This is a genomic window from Streptomyces sp. NPDC057307, from assembly GCF_042667665.1.
In the GTDB taxonomy this organism is placed as follows: domain Bacteria; phylum Actinomycetota; class Actinomycetes; order Streptomycetales; family Streptomycetaceae; genus Streptomyces.
In genome coordinates this window covers 38,556-56,725 of the sequence record NZ_JBHUZM010000025.1, presented here as the reverse complement: position 1 = coordinate 56,725, position 18,170 = coordinate 38,556, and the positions used below count along the sequence as shown (strand labels likewise).

Sequence of the window (18,170 nt, the reverse complement as noted above, 5' to 3'; positions counted from 1 at the left end):
TCCCCCAAGATCCACGCATTTCACGCACGAGAATCGCACCGCGCAAGGTCGCGGGCACCTGGAACACAGGTCGGTCGAGCGGTGCCGGCATGCTCCGGAGTGGTCAACTCCGTTACGTGCAGATGCAATTGACGGTGACCCTAGCAGCGGCCGCCGCCCGGCTGAACCCCAGTTCTCGCCGGTCCGCACCCCTACTGTGCCGCGCGGATCCGGGTGTTCGTCCATGCGGGTGCCGCCATTCCGGCGGTCGTGGTGTGCCTTCTTCGATCAGACGGCTCCCAGGTCGACAGTGACGGAGAAGGGCGCAGCAGTCTGGATCGCGCCGGTGAACATTTCGCCGTCCCTGTACGCCTTGGTGGCGGGGTCGAGGACGTAGGTGTACACAATCGGGACACCGGTGGCGGCCTGTTCAACGCGCCAGTAGAAGGCGATGCCGGCCTTGGCGTACTGGTCCACCTTCACGATCCGGTCCGTGGTCTCCGAACCGGGTGACACCACCTCGACGACCAGGAGTACGTGCTCGGGGCGGGTAGGCGTGAGGTCGATGGTCTCCGCCCGGTAGACGATGACGTCAGGACGGCGGTTTGTGAGCGGAACGTCCTGCAGGCGGACGTCGAAGTCCGTGTCCGCGTTCCAGTCCGGGCCCGCGGCGGCGTCCAAGGCGTTGGCCAGGATGCGGGCCAGCCGGTTGTGGCGCTTGGAGGCGCTCGGGCTCACGACGACCATCCCGTCCACGATCTCGATGCCGGCGCACTGCTCCTTGGACCAGGAGTCGTACTGTTCCGCGCTGATCTGCGTATGCATCCACGCGGGCGCCACCATCTCGGCGGTCATGGTGTACCTCCTTCGAGAGGCCTCGGCAGTTCCGGCGCTGCTGCGCCAAGCCTACTGTTTCGAGGTGCCGGGCTGCCCGACTCGGAAGGGAAGAAGCCGCCCACCACGTGATGGCTCACAAGGCAATTCGGCCAAGCGAGCCGGGCCTGTGAGGGTTTTGCCGGTCGGTCCGGGCGCTGTGAGAGGCTGGCGCGTATGAACCGGTTGGCTGGTGTGACCTCGCCGTATCTGCTTCAGCACGCTGACAATCCGGTCGACTGGTGGCCATGGGGCCCGGAAGCCTTCGCGGAGGCGCGGCGGCGCGATGTGCCGGTTCTGTTGTCGGTCGGCTACTCGGCGTGCCACTGGTGCCATGTCATGGCCCACGAGTCCTTCGAGAACGAGGCGACCGCGGCGTACCTCAACGAACACTTCGTCAGCGTCAAGGTCGACCGTGAGGAGCGGCCGGACGTCGATGCCGTCTACATGGAGGCCGTGCAGGCGGCGACGGGGCAGGGCGGGTGGCCGATGACCGTCTTTCTGAATGCCGACGGGGAGCCGTTCTACTTCGGTACGTACTTCCCGCCCGCGCCCCGTAACGGCATGCCGTCCTTCCGGCAGGTGCTCGAAGGCGTCAACTCCGCCTGGACCGAGCGGCGGGACGAGGTCGCTGAGGTCGCCGGGCGGATCGTGGCGGAGTTGGCGGGGCGGTCGCTCGCGCACGGGGGCGAGGGCCCTCCCGGTGAGGAGGAGCTGGCCCAGGCGCTGCTCGGGCTGACGCGGGACTACGACGAGAAGTACGGCGGGTTCGGCGGCGCGCCCAAATTCCCTGCCAGCATGGTCGTGGAGTTCCTGCTCCGCCACCACGCCCGTACGGGGGCCGAGGGCGCGCTTCAGATGGCGTCCGACACCTGTGAGGCGATGGCGCGCGGCGGGATCTACGACCAGCTCGGCGGCGGGTTCGCCCGGTACTCGGTGGACCGCGAGTGGGTGGTCCCGCACTTCGAGAAGATGCTCTACGACAACGCGCTGCTGTGCCGTACGTACGCGCGGCTGTGGCGCGCCACCGGGTCCGACCTGGCGCGCCGCGTGGCGCTGGAGACCGCCGACTTCATGGTGCGTGAGCTGCGCACCGCCGAGGGCGGGTTCGCGTCCGCGCTGGACGCCGACAGTGACGACGGGTCGGGCAGGCATGTCGAGGGCGCGTACTACGCGTGGACGCCCGAGCAGCTCACCGACGTACTCGGCGCGGACGACGCGGAGTTCGCCGCCCGCTACTACGGCGTGACAGAGGAAGGCACCTTCGAGAAGGGCGCGTCCGTCCTCCAACTTCCGCAGGGCGAAGGGGTGGTGGACGCCGCCCGGGTCGAGTCCGTGCGGCAGCGGCTGTTCGCGGCCCGGGACACCCGGCCGCGCCCGGAGCGGGACGACAAGGTCGTCGCCGCCTGGAACGGCCTCGCGATCGCCGCGCTCGCCGAGACGGGCGCCTACTTCGAACGGCCGGATCTCGTCGAACGCGCGACCGAGGCCGCGGACCTGCTGGTGCGGGTGCACATGGATGAGACGGCGCGTCTGGCCCGTACCTCCAAGGACGGCCGCGTCGGCGCCAACGCCGGTGTGCTGGAGGACTACGGCGATGTCGCCGAGGGCTTCCTCGCGCTGGCCTCGGTGACCGGCGAGGGTGTGTGGCTGGACTTCGCCGGCTTCCTGCTCGACACCGTCCTGGCTCAGTTCGTCGGCGAGGGCGGGGCGCTGTACGACACCGCGCACGACGCCGAGCCGCTGATCCGCAGGCCCCAGGACCCGACCGACAACGCCACACCCTCCGGCTGGACCTCGGCGGCCGGCGCGCTCCTGAGTTACGCCGCCCACACCGGCTCGGAGGCCCACCGCACCGCGGCCGAGGGCGCTCTCGGCGTCGTCAAGGCGCTCGGACCGCGGGCGCCGCGCTTCATCGGCTGGGGCCTCGCCGTCGCCGAGGCGCTGCTCGACGGGCCGCGCGAGGTCGCCGTGGTGGGGCCGCGCGGCGACGCGGCGACGGCCGAGCTGCACCGTACGGCGCTGCTGGGGACCGCGCCCGGAGCCGTCGTCGCGGTGGGCGAAGGCCAACACGCGGACGACGAGGCCGAGTTCCCCCTGCTCGCCGGGCGCCCGCTGGTCGAAGGCCGGCCCGCCGCGTACGTCTGCCGTGCCTTCGTCTGCTCCGCCCCCACGACCGAGGCCGACGTACTTGGGCGGCAGTTGACCGTACGTACGTAGCACCGTACGTACGTAGCAACCACCGCCCCGCAAGCACAGTTCGGGCCCGCTGTGAAGCATGCAAAACCGGACTTAAATAGAGAGTTCATCGAATTGGGCCCTCTGTCGTCACACTTCCCCCCTATCTTCATCACGAAGGACACGCAACAAGTGCGCATGGGGGGCATGCGTACAGGGTGAAACCGGGGGGACCGGCGGCCAGGGGGGCCTTGCCGCGGTTCACCCTTGGCCGAGGGGGGCCATGTGGTCACGTCCGTATTCATCGCTGCCGTTTCGCTGGCGCTGTTCTGGATGGCAGCGTTCACGTTGTGGTGGCAGATGCACGCCTGGCGTACGCCGGAGACGCTGGCGGCGACACGATTCGACCGGCCCGACGGGGGGCCGGCGCGGTCGTTCTCGCTGCTCCTGCCCGCCCGTCATGAACAGGCGGTTCTTGAGCACACGATCGAACGGCTGCTGCAGTCCAGCCACACCCGTTTCGAGATCATCGTCATCGTCGGGCACGACGACCCCGAGACCGCGGAGGTCGCCGAGCGGGCCGCCGCCCGCGATCCCGCCCGGGTCCGTGTCGTCGTCGACACCCACCTCTCGAAGAACAAGCCGAAGGCGCTGAACACGGCGCTGCCCTACTGCACCGGCGAGGTGGTCGGGGTCTTCGACGCCGAGGACCAGGTCCACCCGGAACTGCTCACCCATGTCGACCACGCCTTCCGCTCCACCGGCGCCGACGTCGTGCAGGGCGGCGTCCAGCTGATCAACTTCCACTCCAGCTGGTACAGCCTGCGCAACTGCCTGGAGTACTTCTTCTGGTTCCGCAGCCGGCTGCACCTGCACGCGCAGAAGGGCTTCATCCCGCTGGGCGGCAACACCGTCTTCGTACGGACCGACGTGCTGCGCGACGCGGGCGGCTGGGACCCGGACTGCCTCGCCGAGGACTGCGACCTGGGCGTACGGCTCTCCAGCATCGGCAAGAAGGTCGTCGTCGCGTACGACTCCGACATGGTCACCCGCGAGGAGACGCCCGGCTCGCTGGTGTCGCTGCTGAAGCAGCGCACCCGCTGGAACCAGGGCTTCCTCCAGGTCTACCGGAAGAACGACTGGCGCCAACTGGCCACGCGCGGGCAGCGGTTGCTCGCCCGCTACACCCTGATGACCCCCTTCTTCCAGGCCATCACCGGCGTCGTCATCCCGCTCAACGTGGCCATCGCGCTCTTTCTCGACGTGCCCGTCGGGATCGCCTTCATCACCTTCCTGCCGGCCGTCACCGCGCTGGTCACCTTCGTGTTCGAGCTGGTCGGGCTCCATGACTTCGGCAGGCAGTACGGACTCAAGGTCCGCTTCACGCACTACCTCAAGCTCGTCGTCGGCGGCCCCTTCTACCAGGTGCTCCTCGCCGGCGCGGCCGTCCGTGCCGTGTGGCGCGAGCAGCGTGGCCGCCGTGACTGGGAGCTGACCAGTCATGTCGGCGCGCATCTCACCGGAGAGAGCCACGAGGCCCGCGGGGCCCACGAGACCCGAGAAACCCGAGAGGACATCCACGCGTGACCTCGACCCTCCCCGTGGAGGCGACGGAGACGGCCACCGGCCGGACCACCGACATCGCCCCCGCGCAGCTCAGTCCTGCCCCGAGCCCACCGGGCCCGCCGGCGTCCCCGAGTTCCCCGAGTTCCGCGAGGCCGGTCGCCGGTGACGCCCAACGGCGGCTCGACAAACGGCAGTTGCTCATACGGCCCGTCGTCCGCTTCCGTACCTCACGCGCCGATCTGCTCCTCTGTGCGGCCCTGCTTCTGGTGATCATGGCCGTCCAGGGCTGGAACATCCAGCACTACCCGACCCTCAGCGACGACGAGGGCACCTACCTCGCCCAGGCGTGGGCCGTCCAGCAGGGCGACGGACTCGCCCACTACACCTACTGGTACGACCACCCGCCGCTCGGCTGGATACAGATAGCCGCGCTCACCTGGCTGCCGTCGCTGATCGCGCCCGAGTCGATGACCGTCGGCGCGATGCGCTTCGCGATGCTGCTGGTCAGCGCGGCCAGCGCCGTACTGCTCTACGTGCTCGCCCGACGACTGTGGCTGCCGCGCTGGGCCGCCGGACTCGCGATGGGGCTGTTCGGGCTCTCCCCGCTCTCCGTCGTGCTGCAACGGGAGATCTTCCTCGACAACATCGCCGTGATGTGGATGCTCCTCGCCTTCTGCCTCGCGGCGTCGCCCAACCGGCACCTGTGGCACCACTTCGCCGCCGGACTCGCCGCCGCCGTCGGGGTGCTGACCAAAGAGACGATGCTCATCGTGCTGCCCGCCGTACTGGTGACGATGTGGCGCAACGGGCACCCCGACACCCGTAAGTTCGCGGTCACCGGAGCCATCACCGCCTGCGCGGTCATCGGCCTCTCGTACCCCCTCTTCGCCCTGCTCAAGGGCGAGTTGCTGCCCGGCGGCGGGCATGTGTCGCTGTGGGACGGCGTCATGTACCAGATGAGCAGGCCCGGCTCCGGCTTCATACTCGACGCCGGGACCGGCTCGCACGGTGTGCTCCGGTCCTGGCTCTACTACGACAAGGTCCTGCTGTTCGGCGGCATGGCCGGCGCGCTCTGGCTGCTCCTGACCATCCGCTGGTCCGTCACCGCGCGGGCACTCGCCGGGCCCGCACTGGCCGTCGCGATCCTGATCGCCATGGCGCTGCGGCCCTCCGGCTACCTCCCGGCGATGTACGTCATCCAGGGGCTGCCGTTCCTGGCCCTGATGCTGGCGGGCGGCGCGGCCAGTGTCACGCACGCGCTGCTGCGCCGAGGGCGCCGCCCGGACGAGCGCCGGGGGCTGACCGCCGTGCGGTGGACGGCGGTGGCCGTGCTGGTGGCGGCCTCCGCCGCGTACGTCGCACCCCGCTGGTACGACGGCAACCGCACCGCCCTGACCGCCGACGCCAACGCCCCTTACCGGGCCGCCACTTCATGGATGAAGACCGAGGTGCCCGACCCGGCCGGCGCCCGCGTCCTCGTGGACGACGCGATGTGGCTCGACCTGGTGCACGCCGGATATCAGCCGGGGCTCGGTGCCATCTGGTTCTACAAGGTCGACCTCGACCCCGCCGTGACGAAGACGCTGCCCGGCGGCTGGCGCGACATCGACTACGTCGTGGCGTCCCCGACCGTCCGGCGCGACGCCGCCGACCTGCCGAGAGTCCGCGACGCGCTCAACCATTCCAAGGCCGTGGCCGTCTTCGGGGACGGCGAGGACCGGATCGAGATCCGGCGGATCGTGGACACCGCGGGAGGCGCGGACACCGTGGACACTGCGGGCGCCACGGAGACGACGGAAACCACGGAAACCACGGAAACCACGGGAGGCGAACGATGAGCATTCTTCCTGTCCCTCCCCGAGGGACCGGTGAACTCGGCGACGCGGAGCTGGAGTCGACGGCCGTCGCCGAGCCCGGCGCCGTCACCGTCATCATCCCGACCTTCAACGAGGCCGCGAACGTACGGGAGTTGCTGCGGCAGCTGACGGAGTCCGTACCGTCCCGGCTGCCGTGCGAGGTCCTCTTCGTGGACGACTCCACGGACGGCACCCCGGAGGCGATCGCCGAGGCGGCGCAGGACTGCCCGTTCCCCGTCGCCGTCATCCACCGGGACGAACCGGTCGGCGGCCTCGGCGGCGCGGTCGTCGAAGGACTGCGCGCCGCCGGGTCCGAATGGATCGTCGTCATGGACGCCGACCTCCAGCATCCGCCGTCCCTGGTACCGGAGTTGGTCGCCGCCGGTGAGCGGTCGACCGCCGATCTCGTGGTCGCCAGCCGGTACGTCGACGGCGGCAGCAGGGCCGGACTCGCCGGCGGCTACCGCGTCGCCGTCTCCCGCGCCGCCACCTGGCTGACCAAGGGCCTGTTCCCGCGCGCGCTGCGCGGCATCAGCGACCCGATGAGCGGCTTCTTCGCCATCCGGCGCAGCGCGGTCACGGCGGACGCGCTGCGCCCGCTGGGCTACAAGATCCTGCTGGAGCTGGCCGTACGGTGCCGGCCGCAGCAGGTCGCGGAGGTGCCGTTCGTCTTCCGCGACCGGTTCGCGGGCGAGTCCAAGTCGACGGCCAGGGAAGGGATGCGGTTCCTGCGGCACCTCGTCGAGCTGCGTACGGCGTCGCCCCTGGCCCGGATGGTGGCCTTCGGACTGATCGGGCTCACCGGCTTCGTACCGAACCTGCTGGCGCTGTACGGCCTGACGGGCGCCGGGATGCACTATCTGCCGGCCGAGATCGTCGCCAACCAGTTCGGGGTGGCGTGGAACTTCGTCCTCATCGAGCTGCTGCTGTTCCGCGGCAGGCGGGCCCACCGGCACTGGGCGGACCGGGTGGGGCGCTTCGCGGTGCTCGCCAACGCCGATCTGCTGCTGCGGATACCGCTGATCGCGCTGTTCGTAAGGGAGTTGGGGATGGAGGTCATGCCCGCGACGGTGCTGGCGATGCTGGCGACGTTCGTGCTGCGGTTCGCGGGGACCGAGACGCTGGTGTATCTGCCGAAGGGGCGGTGGGGGCGGCGGGCACGTGGCCGCGCCGCCGAAGCCGCGGTCTCCGCGGCGACCTCTCCGGCACGGAGCGGGAGGACGAGCCGGTGACCCCGTTCCGCAGACCACCGGCCCGGAGCGGCCGCCGTAGCAGCCGCCGTACCAGCCGTCGTACCGCGCTGCTCGCCGTCACGTCGCTGACCGCCGGGCTGCTGCTCAGCGTCGGCGTCCAGCAGCCCGCCACCGCCGGCCCCAACCTCGTCAAGAACCCCGGCTTCGAGACCCCCGGCGCCGGGGGCGGCGCCGCGATGCCGGACTGCTGGTCGCAGTCCGGCTGGGGCGACAACGACTTCACCTTCACCACCGTCGCCGACGCGCACGGCGGCACCAAGGCGCTCAAGGTCGAGCTGACCCGGCGGGTCGACGGCGACCGCAAGGCGCTGGTCACCGAGTCGGCCGCGTGCGCCCCCGCCGTACAGCCGGCGAAGCAGTACGACCTCTCCCTCTGGTACAAGTCCACGACCCCGGACGCGGCGATCACGCTCTTCCGGCACGACACCACGGCCGGCTGGCAGTACTGGACCGACCTCAAAACCCTTGATCTGAGCGCCGGTTACCAGCGCGCGGAGGTCCGTACCCCCGTCGTACCGCCCGGCACCGACCGGATCAGCTGGGGCGTCTCCGTCTTCGGCACCGGCAGCGCCACCACGGACGACTACGGCATGGAGGAGGTCGCCGTCCCGCCGCCCGACCCGGAGTGCACGGGCACCGCCGCCGACTGCGGCGACGGCCGCTGGGAGGTGCTGGAGACGGAGAATCCGGTGCGTTCCATGCACTCGGTGGTCCTCAACAACGGCAAGGTGCTGCTGATCGCCGGGTCCGGCAACGACCCGGAGCGGTTCGAGGCGGGCACCTTCACCTCGGCGGTGTACGACCCCGAGGACGGGACGTACGAGACGATCCCCACGCCCGACGACATGTTCTGCTCGGGACACGTCCAACTGTCCGACGGCCGTGTGCTGGTGATGAGCGGCAACAAGGGCTATCCGTCGGCGGACGGCACCGTCGGCTACCAGGGTTACAAGGACTCGTACATCTTCGACCCGGCCACCGAGACGTACAGCAGGACCAACGACATGAACGACGGGCACTGGTACCCGTCCGCCACGATCATGGGCAACGGCGACGTGCTGTCCTTCGGCGGGCTGCGCGAGGACTCGTCGGGCTCGGTGACCGCCGACCGGTGGTCGGCCGCCGAGGAGAAGTGGCTGCCGCCCGGAGAGGTCAACCAGACCTGGTCGTACTGGGGCCTGTACCCGGCGATGGTGCTGATGCAGGACGGCCGTCTCTTCTACACCGGCAGCCACACCTTCGGCAACGGCACACCCGGCACCGGCGCCTCGGTCTACGACTACGACGCCAACACGATCACGGACGTGCCCGGCCTGCGGAACAAGGACGAGCGCGACCAGTCCGCCAGCGTCCTCCTGCCCCCGGCCCAGGACCAGAAGGTGCTGACCATCGGCGGCGGGAACATCAACTCCAACCCGGACGCGAACCGGCTCACCGACATCATCGACCTCAAGGAGCCGAACCCTCAGTACCGGGCCGGACCGCCGCTGCCGCAGGGCACCGTGGACCTGGGCGCTCCCGGCGGGCCGCAGCCGCAGACCGGCGACCAGGGCAAGATGTACGGCTCCGCGGTGCTGCTGCCGGACGGCAAGGTGCTGGAGACCGGCGGCGGGCTGCACAACCGGGCCGACCCGGTCTTCTCCACGTCGGTCTTCGACCCGGTGACGGAGACGTACGACAAGGTGGCCACCGACCCGGAGGCGCGCGGCTACCACTCGTCGGCGTTCCTGCTCCCCGACGGGCGGGTCATGACGACGGGCGACAACCCGGGCAACGGCTCCTGGAACCACCAGGTGTCGCTCTACACACCGCCGTATCTCTTCAAGGGGCCCCGGCCGGAGATCACTTCGCTGATCGACCCGGAGTGGAACTACGGCGACACGCAACGGATCACGGTCGACCGGCCCATCGCCAAGGCCGAGTTGATCCGGCCGGCGGCGGTGACGCACTCGTCGGATCCCAACCAGCGTTTCGTGGACCTGCCGTTGACGGTCGACGGGAACACCGTCGATCTGAATGTGACGAGCAATCCGAACATCGCGCCGCCGGGGTGGTACATGCTCTTCGCGGTCGACGCCAACGGGGTGCCGTCGGTGGCCGAGTGGGTGAAGCTGAGCGGACCGGCGGCGCTGGCCGACAGGTCGGCGACCGCCCATGCCCACGATTTCGCGGGCGAGTTGGCGAAGCCGGCCAAGAAGCCCGTGAAGAAGCGGAGTTCGGCGCCGGTGAGTCCACAGATCTCGGGCTGCGACCGGCACTACGGATCGGCGAACGTGTGCGTGCCGACGGTCTTCCCGGAGACGGTGAAGGCGACGAAGCGCGAGACGGTGACCGTGGCGCGCTGCGACTGGCTCGCCGCCAACGGCTACGGCGCGCTGAAGGTCAACGGCAAGGACGATCCGCTGCGGCTGGACCCGGACCGGGACGGGAGGGCGTGCGCCTGAGGCGCGTTGGCAGACCCGGCAGGCCCGCCCCCCCCGGTCCTACAGCGTGAGACCGCCCTTGAGCGTGTCGAGCCCGCGGTCGATGAGCACGGCCAGATCGTCCTTCTGGCCGTGCTCGGCCCAGTGGATCGTCACCTCCCGCAGCGCCGCCATCACCGAGGCGGTGAAGACCCGGACCTCCAGATCGCCCTCCGCACGCCCCGCGCGGTCCGCGACCGCGCGGGACAGCGGGAGCGAGGTCTCCGCCATGGTCTCGGTCATCCGGGCCCGTACGGCGGGGATCCCCAGCATCAGCTTGCTGCGCTGGACGAACTCCTCGGACCGGTCGACGAGGATCGTCTCGACGGCGTGCCGCAGCACGACACGCACCGACTCCAGCGGCGGCTCGTCGGCCGGGCGGGCGCGGATCGCCGTCTCCATGACGGGGTCGAACTCGTCGGTGAGGACGATGTCTTCCTTCGTCGGGAAGTAGCGGAAGACGGTGGAAGGGGAGACCTCGGCCGCCGCCGCGATCTGTTCGATCGTGGTCGCCTCGTAGCCCTGCTCGTCGATGAGCCGGTACATCGCTTCGCGGATCGCGACGCGGGTCTTGAGCTTCTTGCGTTCACGCAGACCCGGTCGGGGCTGTCGCGCGTCGCCGTCGGGGGAGGGGGGTGCGGAGGCGGTCATGCCGCTTATTGTCGGGCATTCTCCGGCGCGCCCACCACGTCGTCGGGCTCCTCGGAGGCCGGGTCCACGCGGGCGGGCCCGGGGCGTCGAGCCGGTCCGTGTACACAGCCCGAGGCGTCGAGCCGGTCCGTGTACACGGCGGCCGGCAGGGTGCCCAGCAGTGCCGTGCCCGGTGCCGGCGTCAGGTCTGCCTGTACGCCACCAGCGAGATCCCGACGTAGTGCACGACGAACGCGGCGAGCGTGAGCGAGTGGAACACCTCGTGGAAGCCGAACCACTGCGGTGACGGATTGGGGCGCTTGAGTCCGTAGATCACACCGCCCGCGCTGTAGAGCAGCCCGCCCACGACGATCAGGACGAGGACGACGATCCCGCCCGTACGCAGGAAGTCCGGCAGGAAGAAGACGGCGGCCCAGCCCATCGCGATGTAGCAGGGGGTGTAGAGCCAGCGCGGGGCGCCGACCCAGAAGACCCGGAACGCGATACCTCCCGCCGCCGCGATCCAGACCGCCCACAGCAGCGTCCGGCCGGTCGAGTCGGGCAGCAGCAGCACCGTCAGCGGCGTGTAGGTGCCCGCGATGATCAGGAAGATATTGGCGTGATCGAGCCGGCGCAGTACGGCTTCGCCCCGCGGGCCCCAATTGCCGCGGTGGTAAACGCCGCTGACGCCGAAGAGCAGACAGGCCGTGGCGACGAAGATCGCGCAGGCGATCCGCGCCTCGGTGGACTCGGCCAGCGCGATCAGCGCGACTCCCGCGATCACGACGGCCGGGAACATCCCCATGTGCAGCCAGCCGCGCATCATCGGCTTGGCCGGGGTCGGCAGCTGGATCTCGGTCGGTCCCCCTTCGGGTTGTCGAGGGTTCGCGAGCGAGTCGGACGCGGGAGAAGTCATGCGCTCATGCTACCTACGGGACCGTAGGTTCCGGATAGGTATGGCTGCTTCAGGCGGCCCGCGCACCGGCAGGGGACGGGTGGGAGTGGCGATGCTCACGTGTGCGGCCCTCTGGACAGATGGGCGCGGGGGTCGGATGATCAAATGAGTGCGGTCGGCACCGGATGAGCGATAACGAAGCGTCCGGGTCGCAGCCCCCACGGGGCATACACCTACAAACCCTCATCAAGGAGTAACCGTGGCGCGCGACGCAGAGGTTTCCAGCGGAGACCCCCTCAATCCCGTGGCTCCCACCGCCCCGACCCGTCACCAGGAGCTGGTGACCTGGGTCGACGAGATCGCGGCTCTCACCCTGCCGGACCGGGTGATCTGGTGCGACGGCTCGGAGGCCGAGTACGAGCGCCTGTGCGGGGAGCTCGTGGCGAAGGGCACGTTCACGAAGCTCGACCCGATCAAGCGCCCCAACTCGTACTACGCGGCCTCCGACCCCACCGACGTGGCGCGTGTCGAGGACCGCACGTTCATCTGCTCCGAGAAGGAGGAGGACGCGGGCCCCACCAACAAGTGGAAGGCCCCGGCGGAGATGCGCGACATCTTCACCGGCGAGCAGGGCGTCTTCCGCGGCTCGATGCGCGGCCGGACCATGTACGTCGTCCCGTTCTGCATGGGCCCGGTCGGCTCGCCGCTCTCCGCGATCGGCGTCGAGATCACCGACTCCGCGTATGTCGCGGCCTCCATGCGCACCATGACCCGCATGGGACAGCACGTCCTGGACGAACTCGGCGACGACGGCTTCTTCGTCAAGGCCGTCCACACGCTGGGTGCGCCGCTCGCCCCCGGCGAGACCGACGTGCCGTGGCCTTGCAACACCACCAAGTACATCTCGCACTTCCCCGAGGACCGCGAGATCTGGTCGTACGGCTCCGGATACGGCGGCAACGCGCTGCTGGGCAAGAAGTGTTACGCGCTGCGCATCGCCTCCGTCATGGCACGCGACGAGGGCTGGCTCGCCGAGCACATGCTGATCCTCAAGCTCACGCCGCCGCGCGGGGAGTCCAAGTACGTGGCCGCCGCCTTCCCTTCGGCCTGCGGCAAGACCAACCTCGCCATGCTGGAGCCCACCATCTCCGGCTGGACCGTCGAGACGATCGGCGACGACATCGCGTGGATGCGGTTCGGCGAGGACGGCAGGCTCTACGCGATCAACCCGGAGGCGGGCTTCTTCGGCGTCGCGCCCGGCACCGGTGAGCACACCAACGCCAATGCCATGAAGACGATGTGGGGCAACTCCGTCTTCACGAACGTCGCGCTCACCGACGACGGCGACGTGTGGTGGGAGGGCATGACCGAGGAGCCGCCCGCGCACCTCACGGACTGGAAGGGCAACGACTGGACCCCGGAGTCCGGGACCCCGGCCGCCCACCCCAACGCCCGCTTCACCGTGCCGGCCGGCCAGTGCCCGATCATCGCGCCCGAGTGGGAGGACCCCAAGGGCGTCCCGATCTCGGCGATCCTCTTCGGCGGACGGCGCGCCTCCGCCGTACCGCTGGTGACGGAGTCGTTCAACTGGCAGCACGGCGTCTTCCTCGGCGCGAACGTCGCCTCCGAGAAGACCGCCGCCGCCGAGGGCAAGGTGGGCGAGCTGCGCCGCGACCCCTTCGCGATGCTGCCGTTCTGCGGCTACAACATGGGCGACTACATGGCCCACTGGGTCAAGATCGGCGCCACGGCGGCGGCCCGTGGTGAGGAGTCCAAGCTCCCGAAGATCTACTACGTCAACTGGTTCCGCAAGAACGAGGCGGGCAAGTTCGTCTGGCCCGGCTTCGGCGAGAACGGCCGCGTACTGAAGTGGATCGTGGAGCGCCTGGAGGGCGAGGGCGAGGGCGTCGATTCCCCGATCGGCATCCTCCCGGCGAAGGGCGCCCTGGACACGGCCGGCCTCGACCTCTCGGACGCGGACCTGGACTTCCTGCTCACGGTCGACAAGGAGGTCTGGCGCGAGGAGGCGTCCCTGGTCCCGGCCCACCTGAACACCTTCGGCACGCACACGCCGCCGGAACTGTGGGCGGAGTACGAGGCGTTGGTGGCCCGCCTGTCCTGACCACCGCCCTTCGGGCACCCCTGACCACCCTCCGAGAACAGCCCCCGGAGCCCATCCCTCACGGCTCCGGGGGCCTCGGTGTGTCGTCAGGATCCCGCGCCGACCGGCGTGATGAACCTGATGCGGCCTCCCGCCTTACTGTGAACGAGCCAGTTCGGAGAGATCGCTGTAGAGGCGGTTCAGCACGTAGGCGCCCAGGCCGAGGCCCTGGTCGATTCGGCGTCGTGCGGCCGGGTTCCCGTGGTGGGGTTCCAGCAGCAGGAAGAAGTCCTCCGCGTGCTGCTCGTCGATCTCGGAGTGGACGCCGTAGTGCGTCAGGTCGGCCTGAGCGACCCAACCGCGGTTCACGGCCGCGTCGCCCGTGATGGCGGACACCGAGGCGAACGCGTACTCGATCGCCCCCATACAGGCGATTCCCACCTGCGGGTCCTCCAACGTACACACCGCACTGAGAACGCTGTTGTACGCGTGGACGGCAGGAATCATCGTCAGGTCGTTCAGCCGTACGGGGTCGCTGCCGATGCTGGCCAGAAATCGGCGGAAGGTCTCGTGATGGAATTCCTGAGGACGGAATCCGCCGTGTTCTTCCACGACATTGCCCAGGATGCCGACGCGGTCCGCGGGGTTCTCGACGCGGGACACCAGCGCGGCCATCGGACGGGCGAAGTAGGTTACGGCGAAACCGAGTTGCTCCTGGCTTGTACGGAAGCCCGCCAGCGACATGCTTCCGTCCACCAGCGTTCGGAAGTACGGATTGTCCAGGACACCGGTCTCGGCCACGATGTGCCTGGCCCGCGCTGTCACCAGCGGGGCCTCGGTCGTCCGCGGATGAGTGGTCACGGTCCTGCTCCTGGTGTCGTTCCTGAGCACGGCTCGATGCGGGACGGGTGGAGCCCCCCGGTGCTGCTGGCTCAAGACCGCAAGGCCCCCAGGAGGCGGTGACCTCGGTCGTCCGGATCGACACTGCTGTGGAACACGCGAATGGCCGCTCTCAACTCGTCGGTCGAGATGGAGCCGGAGCCGTCGGTGTCGATGTCGGCGAACGACACGTCGATGTCCTCGTCGCTCAACGCGAAGGACGACTGGAACAGGCGCTTGAACTCGGACTTGTCCAGCTCGCCGTCTCCGTCGACGTCGGCGGTGGCCACGAAGACCTTGGCGGACGGTGTGACGATCCGCGCGTAGTCGTCCGGCCTGTTCTCCAGACTGACGAATCCGGCCAGGAATTCGTCGCGTGAGACGACGCCGTCCCCGTCCGTGTCCATAGGGACGAACAGCCTCTTCCAGTACTCCAGAAGGGATCGCTGCAGCGCGTCGGCCGGGACGGTCCCCGGCGCGAGCCCGAACTCCCGCGTGGTCCGGCCCACCCACGCGTACACATCGGTCTCGCCGACCCATCCGTCGCGCTCGTGATGGAACACGTTGTAGTAGTGCTCGGCCTTGCTGTGGATGATGGATCTTTCCGGCATGCGAAGACCTCGAATTCCCTTGTGCGGAGGGCGATGTGCCTACCACCCCGCGACCCGGTCCACGAGCAACGACTCGTACCTCAGGGTGACAGCGTTTCCCTTCCCGGATGCCGGCCCCAAAGCTTCACCACTCATATGAGTGAGTAGTCCGACTGGCGGTTTCATGTCCGACAGCCCACGCCATGAAAGCCCGAGCCCGGGTGGCGAGGCTGCCCCCGAGGCAGCGACTCGAAGCGCCACCTCGCCGGGCCCGATGAGTTTCGGTCACGGGAGTGGTCCAACTTCCGAAACGACTCTGAGGAGCGACTGAATGGACCTGTACAGCGTCATGTGCGTGAGTGACCGGATCAAGGCACTGGAGTGGTTCGAGGTGTTCTTCGGGCGCCCAGCGGACGAGATCATCGGCGAGGAGTACCTGTGGCGGGTCGGTGAGAACGCGTGGGTCGTCGTTGACGACCGGGACGTGCGCGCCGAGCGGGTGGGCGGAGCGATGATCACGCTCGGCGTGCACGACCTCGACGACATCCTGGCCCGACTCGCCGCACACGGGATCGACCACGAACCGGTCGAGATCTACAGCAACGGCGTACGCCACGTCGTCGTGCTGGATCCCGACGGGAACAGCCTCTCGCTCGCCGAGGCACCCACCCAGTGAGCGCCCTGGACCGGGTCCAGCCGACGCTCGTCCCCGCCCTCGACATGTGCCGCACCCGCATTACCGAGACGTCCGGCGGCGCTCGCTCGCGGCGCCCTCGGCCGAACGCATGGGAACGGGGGCGGAGCAGATCCTCTGGGACGTGTCCAGCGGTTCGCAGGCCCGGACGACCCCCGACCCCAACGGCGGGTGGACCGTCGTGCAGCGCGGGCCCGTACACCTGTGGGATCGGGTCGAGCGGGCGGTGCGGACCTGGCAGGCCGCCGACGAACCCCACCAGGAGGGATTCGGCATCACGGTTTCGGCCGCCGGTCAGCGTGTGTGGCTCGGCGCCGAGGACGGGCCCGGCTGGAACCTGCCGATCTGACGCACACACGACCCCGCCCCCGAGGCAGCGACTCAGCGGGTGGCCGCCGCCAGCGGCTCGGACGGGTGGTTCTCCAGGGTTCGGAGCGCCGCCGTGTGGGCGTCCATGCGTTCCGCCGCGAGGATGGCCGCCGCCGTGTCCGCGCGGGAGGCCGCCACCACCAGTGCTCGGCCCGCCAGGGCCAGCGCGCGGTGGTGCAGGGGCGCGGGGGAGTCGGGGGACGGGGTGGAGCCGCGGGGTGGTGGGGTGCCGCGCAGGCGGGTGATCTGGTGGGCGATCAGGGTCGCCGCACCGTCGAGGCCGAGGTCGTCGGTGACGGCCAGCAGTGCCGCGAGATGGCCGGCGAGCTGGATGTCCAGCTCCTCCTCGCGCGTGCGGTGGGGGAAGTCGGCGTCGGCCGGCGAGTGGACCGACTTGGTGCGGATCGGCTCGTACATGAGGATGGTCTCCCGGCGTCGTCAGGAGACCATCCTACATTGGAATCAGTCTAAAGTTGAGTCCAGTCGAGGCGGTGGCTCTACGGCTGCGAGTAGCCGTCCAGGAAGTTCCCGATCCGGGTCACCGCGTCCGCCAGCTCCCGTGCCGCCGGGAGCGTCACGATCCGGAAGTGGTCGGGCTCCGGCCAGTTGAAGCCCGTACCGTGCACGACCATGATCTTCTCGCGCTGCAGCAGGTCGAGGACCATCTGCCGGTCGTCCTTGATCTTGTAGACCTTCGGATCGAGCCGCGGGAAGAGATAGAGCGCGCCCTTCGGCTTCACGCAGGTGACGCCCGGGATCCGCGTCAGCAGGTCGTACGCCGTGTTCCGCTGCTCCAGGATGCGTCCGCCCGGCAGGACGAGGTCGTCGATCGACTGCCGGCCGCCCAGCGCCGTCGCCACCGCGTGCTGCGAGGGCATGTTGGCGCACAGCCGCATGTTGGCCAGGATCGTCAGGCCCTCGATGTAGGACGTCGCGTGCTTCTTCGGGCCGCAGACCGCCAGCCAGCCGGAGCGGAAACCGGCGACGCGGTAGTTCTTCGACAGGCCGTTGAAGGTGAGGGTCAGCAGATCGGGTGCGATGGCGGCGGTCGGGGTGTGGGTCGCGCCGTCGTACAGGATCCGGTCGTAGATCTCGTCCGAGCAGACGATCAGGCTGTGCCTGCGCGCGATCTCCGTGAGGCCGCGCAGCATCTCGTCGCTGTAGACGGCGCCGGTCGGGTTGTTCGGGTTGATGATCACGATCGCCTTGGTGCGGTCGGTGATCCTGCGCTCGACATCGGCCAGGTCCGGCATCCACTCCGCCTGCTCGTCGCAGCGGTAGTGCACGGCGGTGCCGCCGGCCAGGGAGACGGACGCGGTCCACAGCGGATAGTCCGGCGCCGGTACGAGGACCTCGTCGCCGTCGTCGAGCAGCGCCTGCATCGACATCTGGATCAGTTCGGACACGCCGTTGCCGAGGTAGATGTCCTCGACGTCCAGCTCGATGTCCTTGGTCTGGTAGTGCTGCATCACCGCGCGCCGCGCGGACAGCAGACCCTTCGCGTCGCCGTAGCCGTGCGCGTCGCCGAGGTTGCGGAGGACGTCCTCCAGGATCTCCGGCGGGCATTCGAAGCCGAAGGCCGCCGGGTTCCCGGTGTTGAGCTTGAGGATGCGGTGGCCTGCTGCCTCCAGCCGCATCGCCTCGTCGAGGACGGGACCCCGGATCTCGTAACAGACATTGGCGAGCTTGGTTGACTGGATGACCTGCATGACGGCGAGCTTACGACCGGGTTTCGCGAGGCGCCTGGTGTTTTTGACCACGTCGGTCCGGAGTGTGAGACGGGGAGGGCGGACGGACGCCCGGCGGGACGCCCGGCGGGCCCGTATTTTGTTGAGGCAGTGTTCA

Annotated in this window: 15 protein-coding genes; 8 read left to right on the top strand and 7 right to left on the bottom strand. The window is 69.4% G+C overall.

Features of this window, described 5'->3' with window-relative positions:
* Positions 1-267 precede the first annotated feature (267 nt).
* Positions 268-834, bottom strand: a complete 567-nt coding sequence (locus ACFUN8_RS12675) for a Uma2 family endonuclease (protein ID WP_383635062.1) — start codon at positions 832-834, stop codon at positions 268-270.
* 195 nt (positions 835-1,029) lie between these two features.
* On the opposite strand from ACFUN8_RS12675, the gene ACFUN8_RS12670 reads away from it, so the two are divergent.
* The 5 genes from ACFUN8_RS12670 (at position 1,030) to ACFUN8_RS12650 (ending at position 10,149) form a co-directional block, all read left to right on the top strand.
* Entirely contained in the window at positions 1,030-3,072 is a 2,043-nt protein-coding gene (locus ACFUN8_RS12670; RefSeq protein WP_383635060.1) for a thioredoxin domain-containing protein, read from the top strand.
* A 243-nt stretch (positions 3,073-3,315) separates the two neighbouring features.
* The gene (locus ACFUN8_RS12665) at positions 3,316-4,617 is read left to right on the top strand and encodes a glycosyltransferase (protein ID WP_383635058.1); all 1,302 of its coding nucleotides are present in this window, start codon (positions 3,316-3,318) and stop codon (positions 4,615-4,617) included.
* A complete protein-coding gene (locus ACFUN8_RS12660) occupies positions 4,614-6,434 on the top strand; it encodes an ArnT family glycosyltransferase (protein WP_383635056.1) in 1,821 nt (606 codons plus the stop codon). Before ACFUN8_RS12665 ends, ACFUN8_RS12660 begins: the two co-directional genes overlap by 4 nt.
* Positions 6,431-7,684 (top strand): glycosyltransferase, encoded by a 1,254-nt coding sequence (locus ACFUN8_RS12655; RefSeq protein ID WP_383635054.1) that lies wholly within the window; start codon positions 6,431-6,433, stop codon positions 7,682-7,684. Before ACFUN8_RS12660 ends, ACFUN8_RS12655 begins: the two co-directional genes overlap by 4 nt.
* A gap of 86 nt (positions 7,685-7,770) precedes the next feature.
* Entirely contained in the window at positions 7,771-10,149 is a 2,379-nt protein-coding gene (locus ACFUN8_RS12650; RefSeq protein WP_383635107.1) for a galactose oxidase-like domain-containing protein, read from the top strand.
* 39 nt (positions 10,150-10,188) lie between these two features.
* Here the strand turns inward: ACFUN8_RS12650 and ACFUN8_RS12645 are convergent, their stop codons facing one another.
* Together ACFUN8_RS12645 and ACFUN8_RS12640 are read right to left on the bottom strand one after the other, a co-directional pair.
* Entirely contained in the window at positions 10,189-10,818 is a 630-nt protein-coding gene (locus tag ACFUN8_RS12645; protein ID WP_383635052.1) for a TetR/AcrR family transcriptional regulator, read from the bottom strand.
* A gap of 181 nt (positions 10,819-10,999) precedes the next feature.
* The gene (locus ACFUN8_RS12640) at positions 11,000-11,623 is read right to left on the bottom strand and encodes a hemolysin III family protein (RefSeq protein ID WP_383635104.1); all 624 of its coding nucleotides are present in this window, start codon (positions 11,621-11,623) and stop codon (positions 11,000-11,002) included.
* 373 nt (positions 11,624-11,996) lie between these two features.
* Between ACFUN8_RS12640 and ACFUN8_RS12635 the strand changes: the two genes are divergently transcribed.
* Positions 11,997-13,814 carry a phosphoenolpyruvate carboxykinase (GTP) gene (locus tag ACFUN8_RS12635; RefSeq protein ID WP_383635102.1) on the top strand — a complete coding sequence of 606 codons (1,818 nt, stop codon included), beginning with the start codon at positions 11,997-11,999 and terminating at the stop codon, positions 13,812-13,814.
* Between the two features lie 135 nt (positions 13,815-13,949).
* On the opposite strand, the gene ACFUN8_RS12630 is transcribed toward ACFUN8_RS12635, so the two are convergent.
* Together ACFUN8_RS12630 and ACFUN8_RS12625 are read right to left on the bottom strand one after the other, a co-directional pair.
* Positions 13,950-14,654, bottom strand: coding sequence for a TenA family transcriptional regulator (locus ACFUN8_RS12630; protein WP_383635050.1), 705 nt, complete (start codon positions 14,652-14,654; stop codon positions 13,950-13,952).
* Positions 14,655-14,725: 71 nt separating this feature from the next.
* Complete coding sequence (locus ACFUN8_RS12625; RefSeq protein ID WP_383635048.1) at positions 14,726-15,283, bottom strand: EF-hand domain-containing protein; 558 nt, start codon at positions 15,281-15,283, stop codon at positions 14,726-14,728.
* 310 nt (positions 15,284-15,593) lie between these two features.
* Between ACFUN8_RS12625 and ACFUN8_RS12620 the strand changes: the two genes are divergently transcribed.
* Together ACFUN8_RS12620 and ACFUN8_RS12615 are read left to right on the top strand one after the other, a co-directional pair.
* Complete coding sequence (locus ACFUN8_RS12620) at positions 15,594-15,938, top strand: VOC family protein (RefSeq protein ID WP_383635046.1); 345 nt, start codon at positions 15,594-15,596, stop codon at positions 15,936-15,938.
* A 142-nt stretch (positions 15,939-16,080) separates the two neighbouring features.
* On the top strand, positions 16,081-16,305 hold the full coding sequence (locus ACFUN8_RS12615) for a hypothetical protein (RefSeq protein ID WP_383635044.1): 225 nt from the start codon (positions 16,081-16,083) through the stop codon (positions 16,303-16,305).
* A gap of 32 nt (positions 16,306-16,337) precedes the next feature.
* On the opposite strand, the gene ACFUN8_RS12610 is transcribed toward ACFUN8_RS12615, so the two are convergent.
* Together ACFUN8_RS12610 and ACFUN8_RS12605 are read right to left on the bottom strand one after the other, a co-directional pair.
* The gene (locus tag ACFUN8_RS12610) at positions 16,338-16,742 is read right to left on the bottom strand and encodes a hypothetical protein (RefSeq protein WP_383635042.1); all 405 of its coding nucleotides are present in this window, start codon (positions 16,740-16,742) and stop codon (positions 16,338-16,340) included.
* 80 nt (positions 16,743-16,822) lie between these two features.
* Entirely contained in the window at positions 16,823-18,034 is a 1,212-nt protein-coding gene (locus ACFUN8_RS12605; RefSeq protein WP_383635040.1) for a pyridoxal phosphate-dependent aminotransferase, read from the bottom strand.
* Positions 18,035-18,170 lie beyond the last annotated feature (136 nt).

Coding starts and splice junctions, on each gene's coding strand:
- ACFUN8_RS12675 (WP_383635062.1), bottom strand. CDS start 834: ATGACCGCCGAGATGGTGGCGCCCGCGTGGATGCATACGCAGATCAGC.
- ACFUN8_RS12670 (WP_383635060.1), top strand. CDS start 1,030: ATGAACCGGTTGGCTGGTGTGACCTCGCCGTATCTGCTTCAGCACGCT.
- ACFUN8_RS12655 (WP_383635054.1), top strand. CDS start 6,431: ATGAGCATTCTTCCTGTCCCTCCCCGAGGGACCGGTGAACTCGGCGAC.
- ACFUN8_RS12645 (WP_383635052.1), bottom strand. CDS start 10,818: ATGACCGCCTCCGCACCCCCCTCCCCCGACGGCGACGCGCGACAGCCC.
- ACFUN8_RS12640 (WP_383635104.1), bottom strand. CDS start 11,623: ATGATGCGCGGCTGGCTGCACATGGGGATGTTCCCGGCCGTCGTGATC.
- ACFUN8_RS12625 (WP_383635048.1), bottom strand. CDS start 15,283: ATGCCGGAAAGATCCATCATCCACAGCAAGGCCGAGCACTACTACAAC.
- ACFUN8_RS12620 (WP_383635046.1), top strand. CDS start 15,594: ATGGACCTGTACAGCGTCATGTGCGTGAGTGACCGGATCAAGGCACTG.
- ACFUN8_RS12610 (WP_383635042.1), bottom strand. CDS start 16,742: ATGTACGAGCCGATCCGCACCAAGTCGGTCCACTCGCCGGCCGACGCC.
- ACFUN8_RS12605 (WP_383635040.1), bottom strand. CDS start 18,034: ATGCAGGTCATCCAGTCAACCAAGCTCGCCAATGTCTGTTACGAGATC.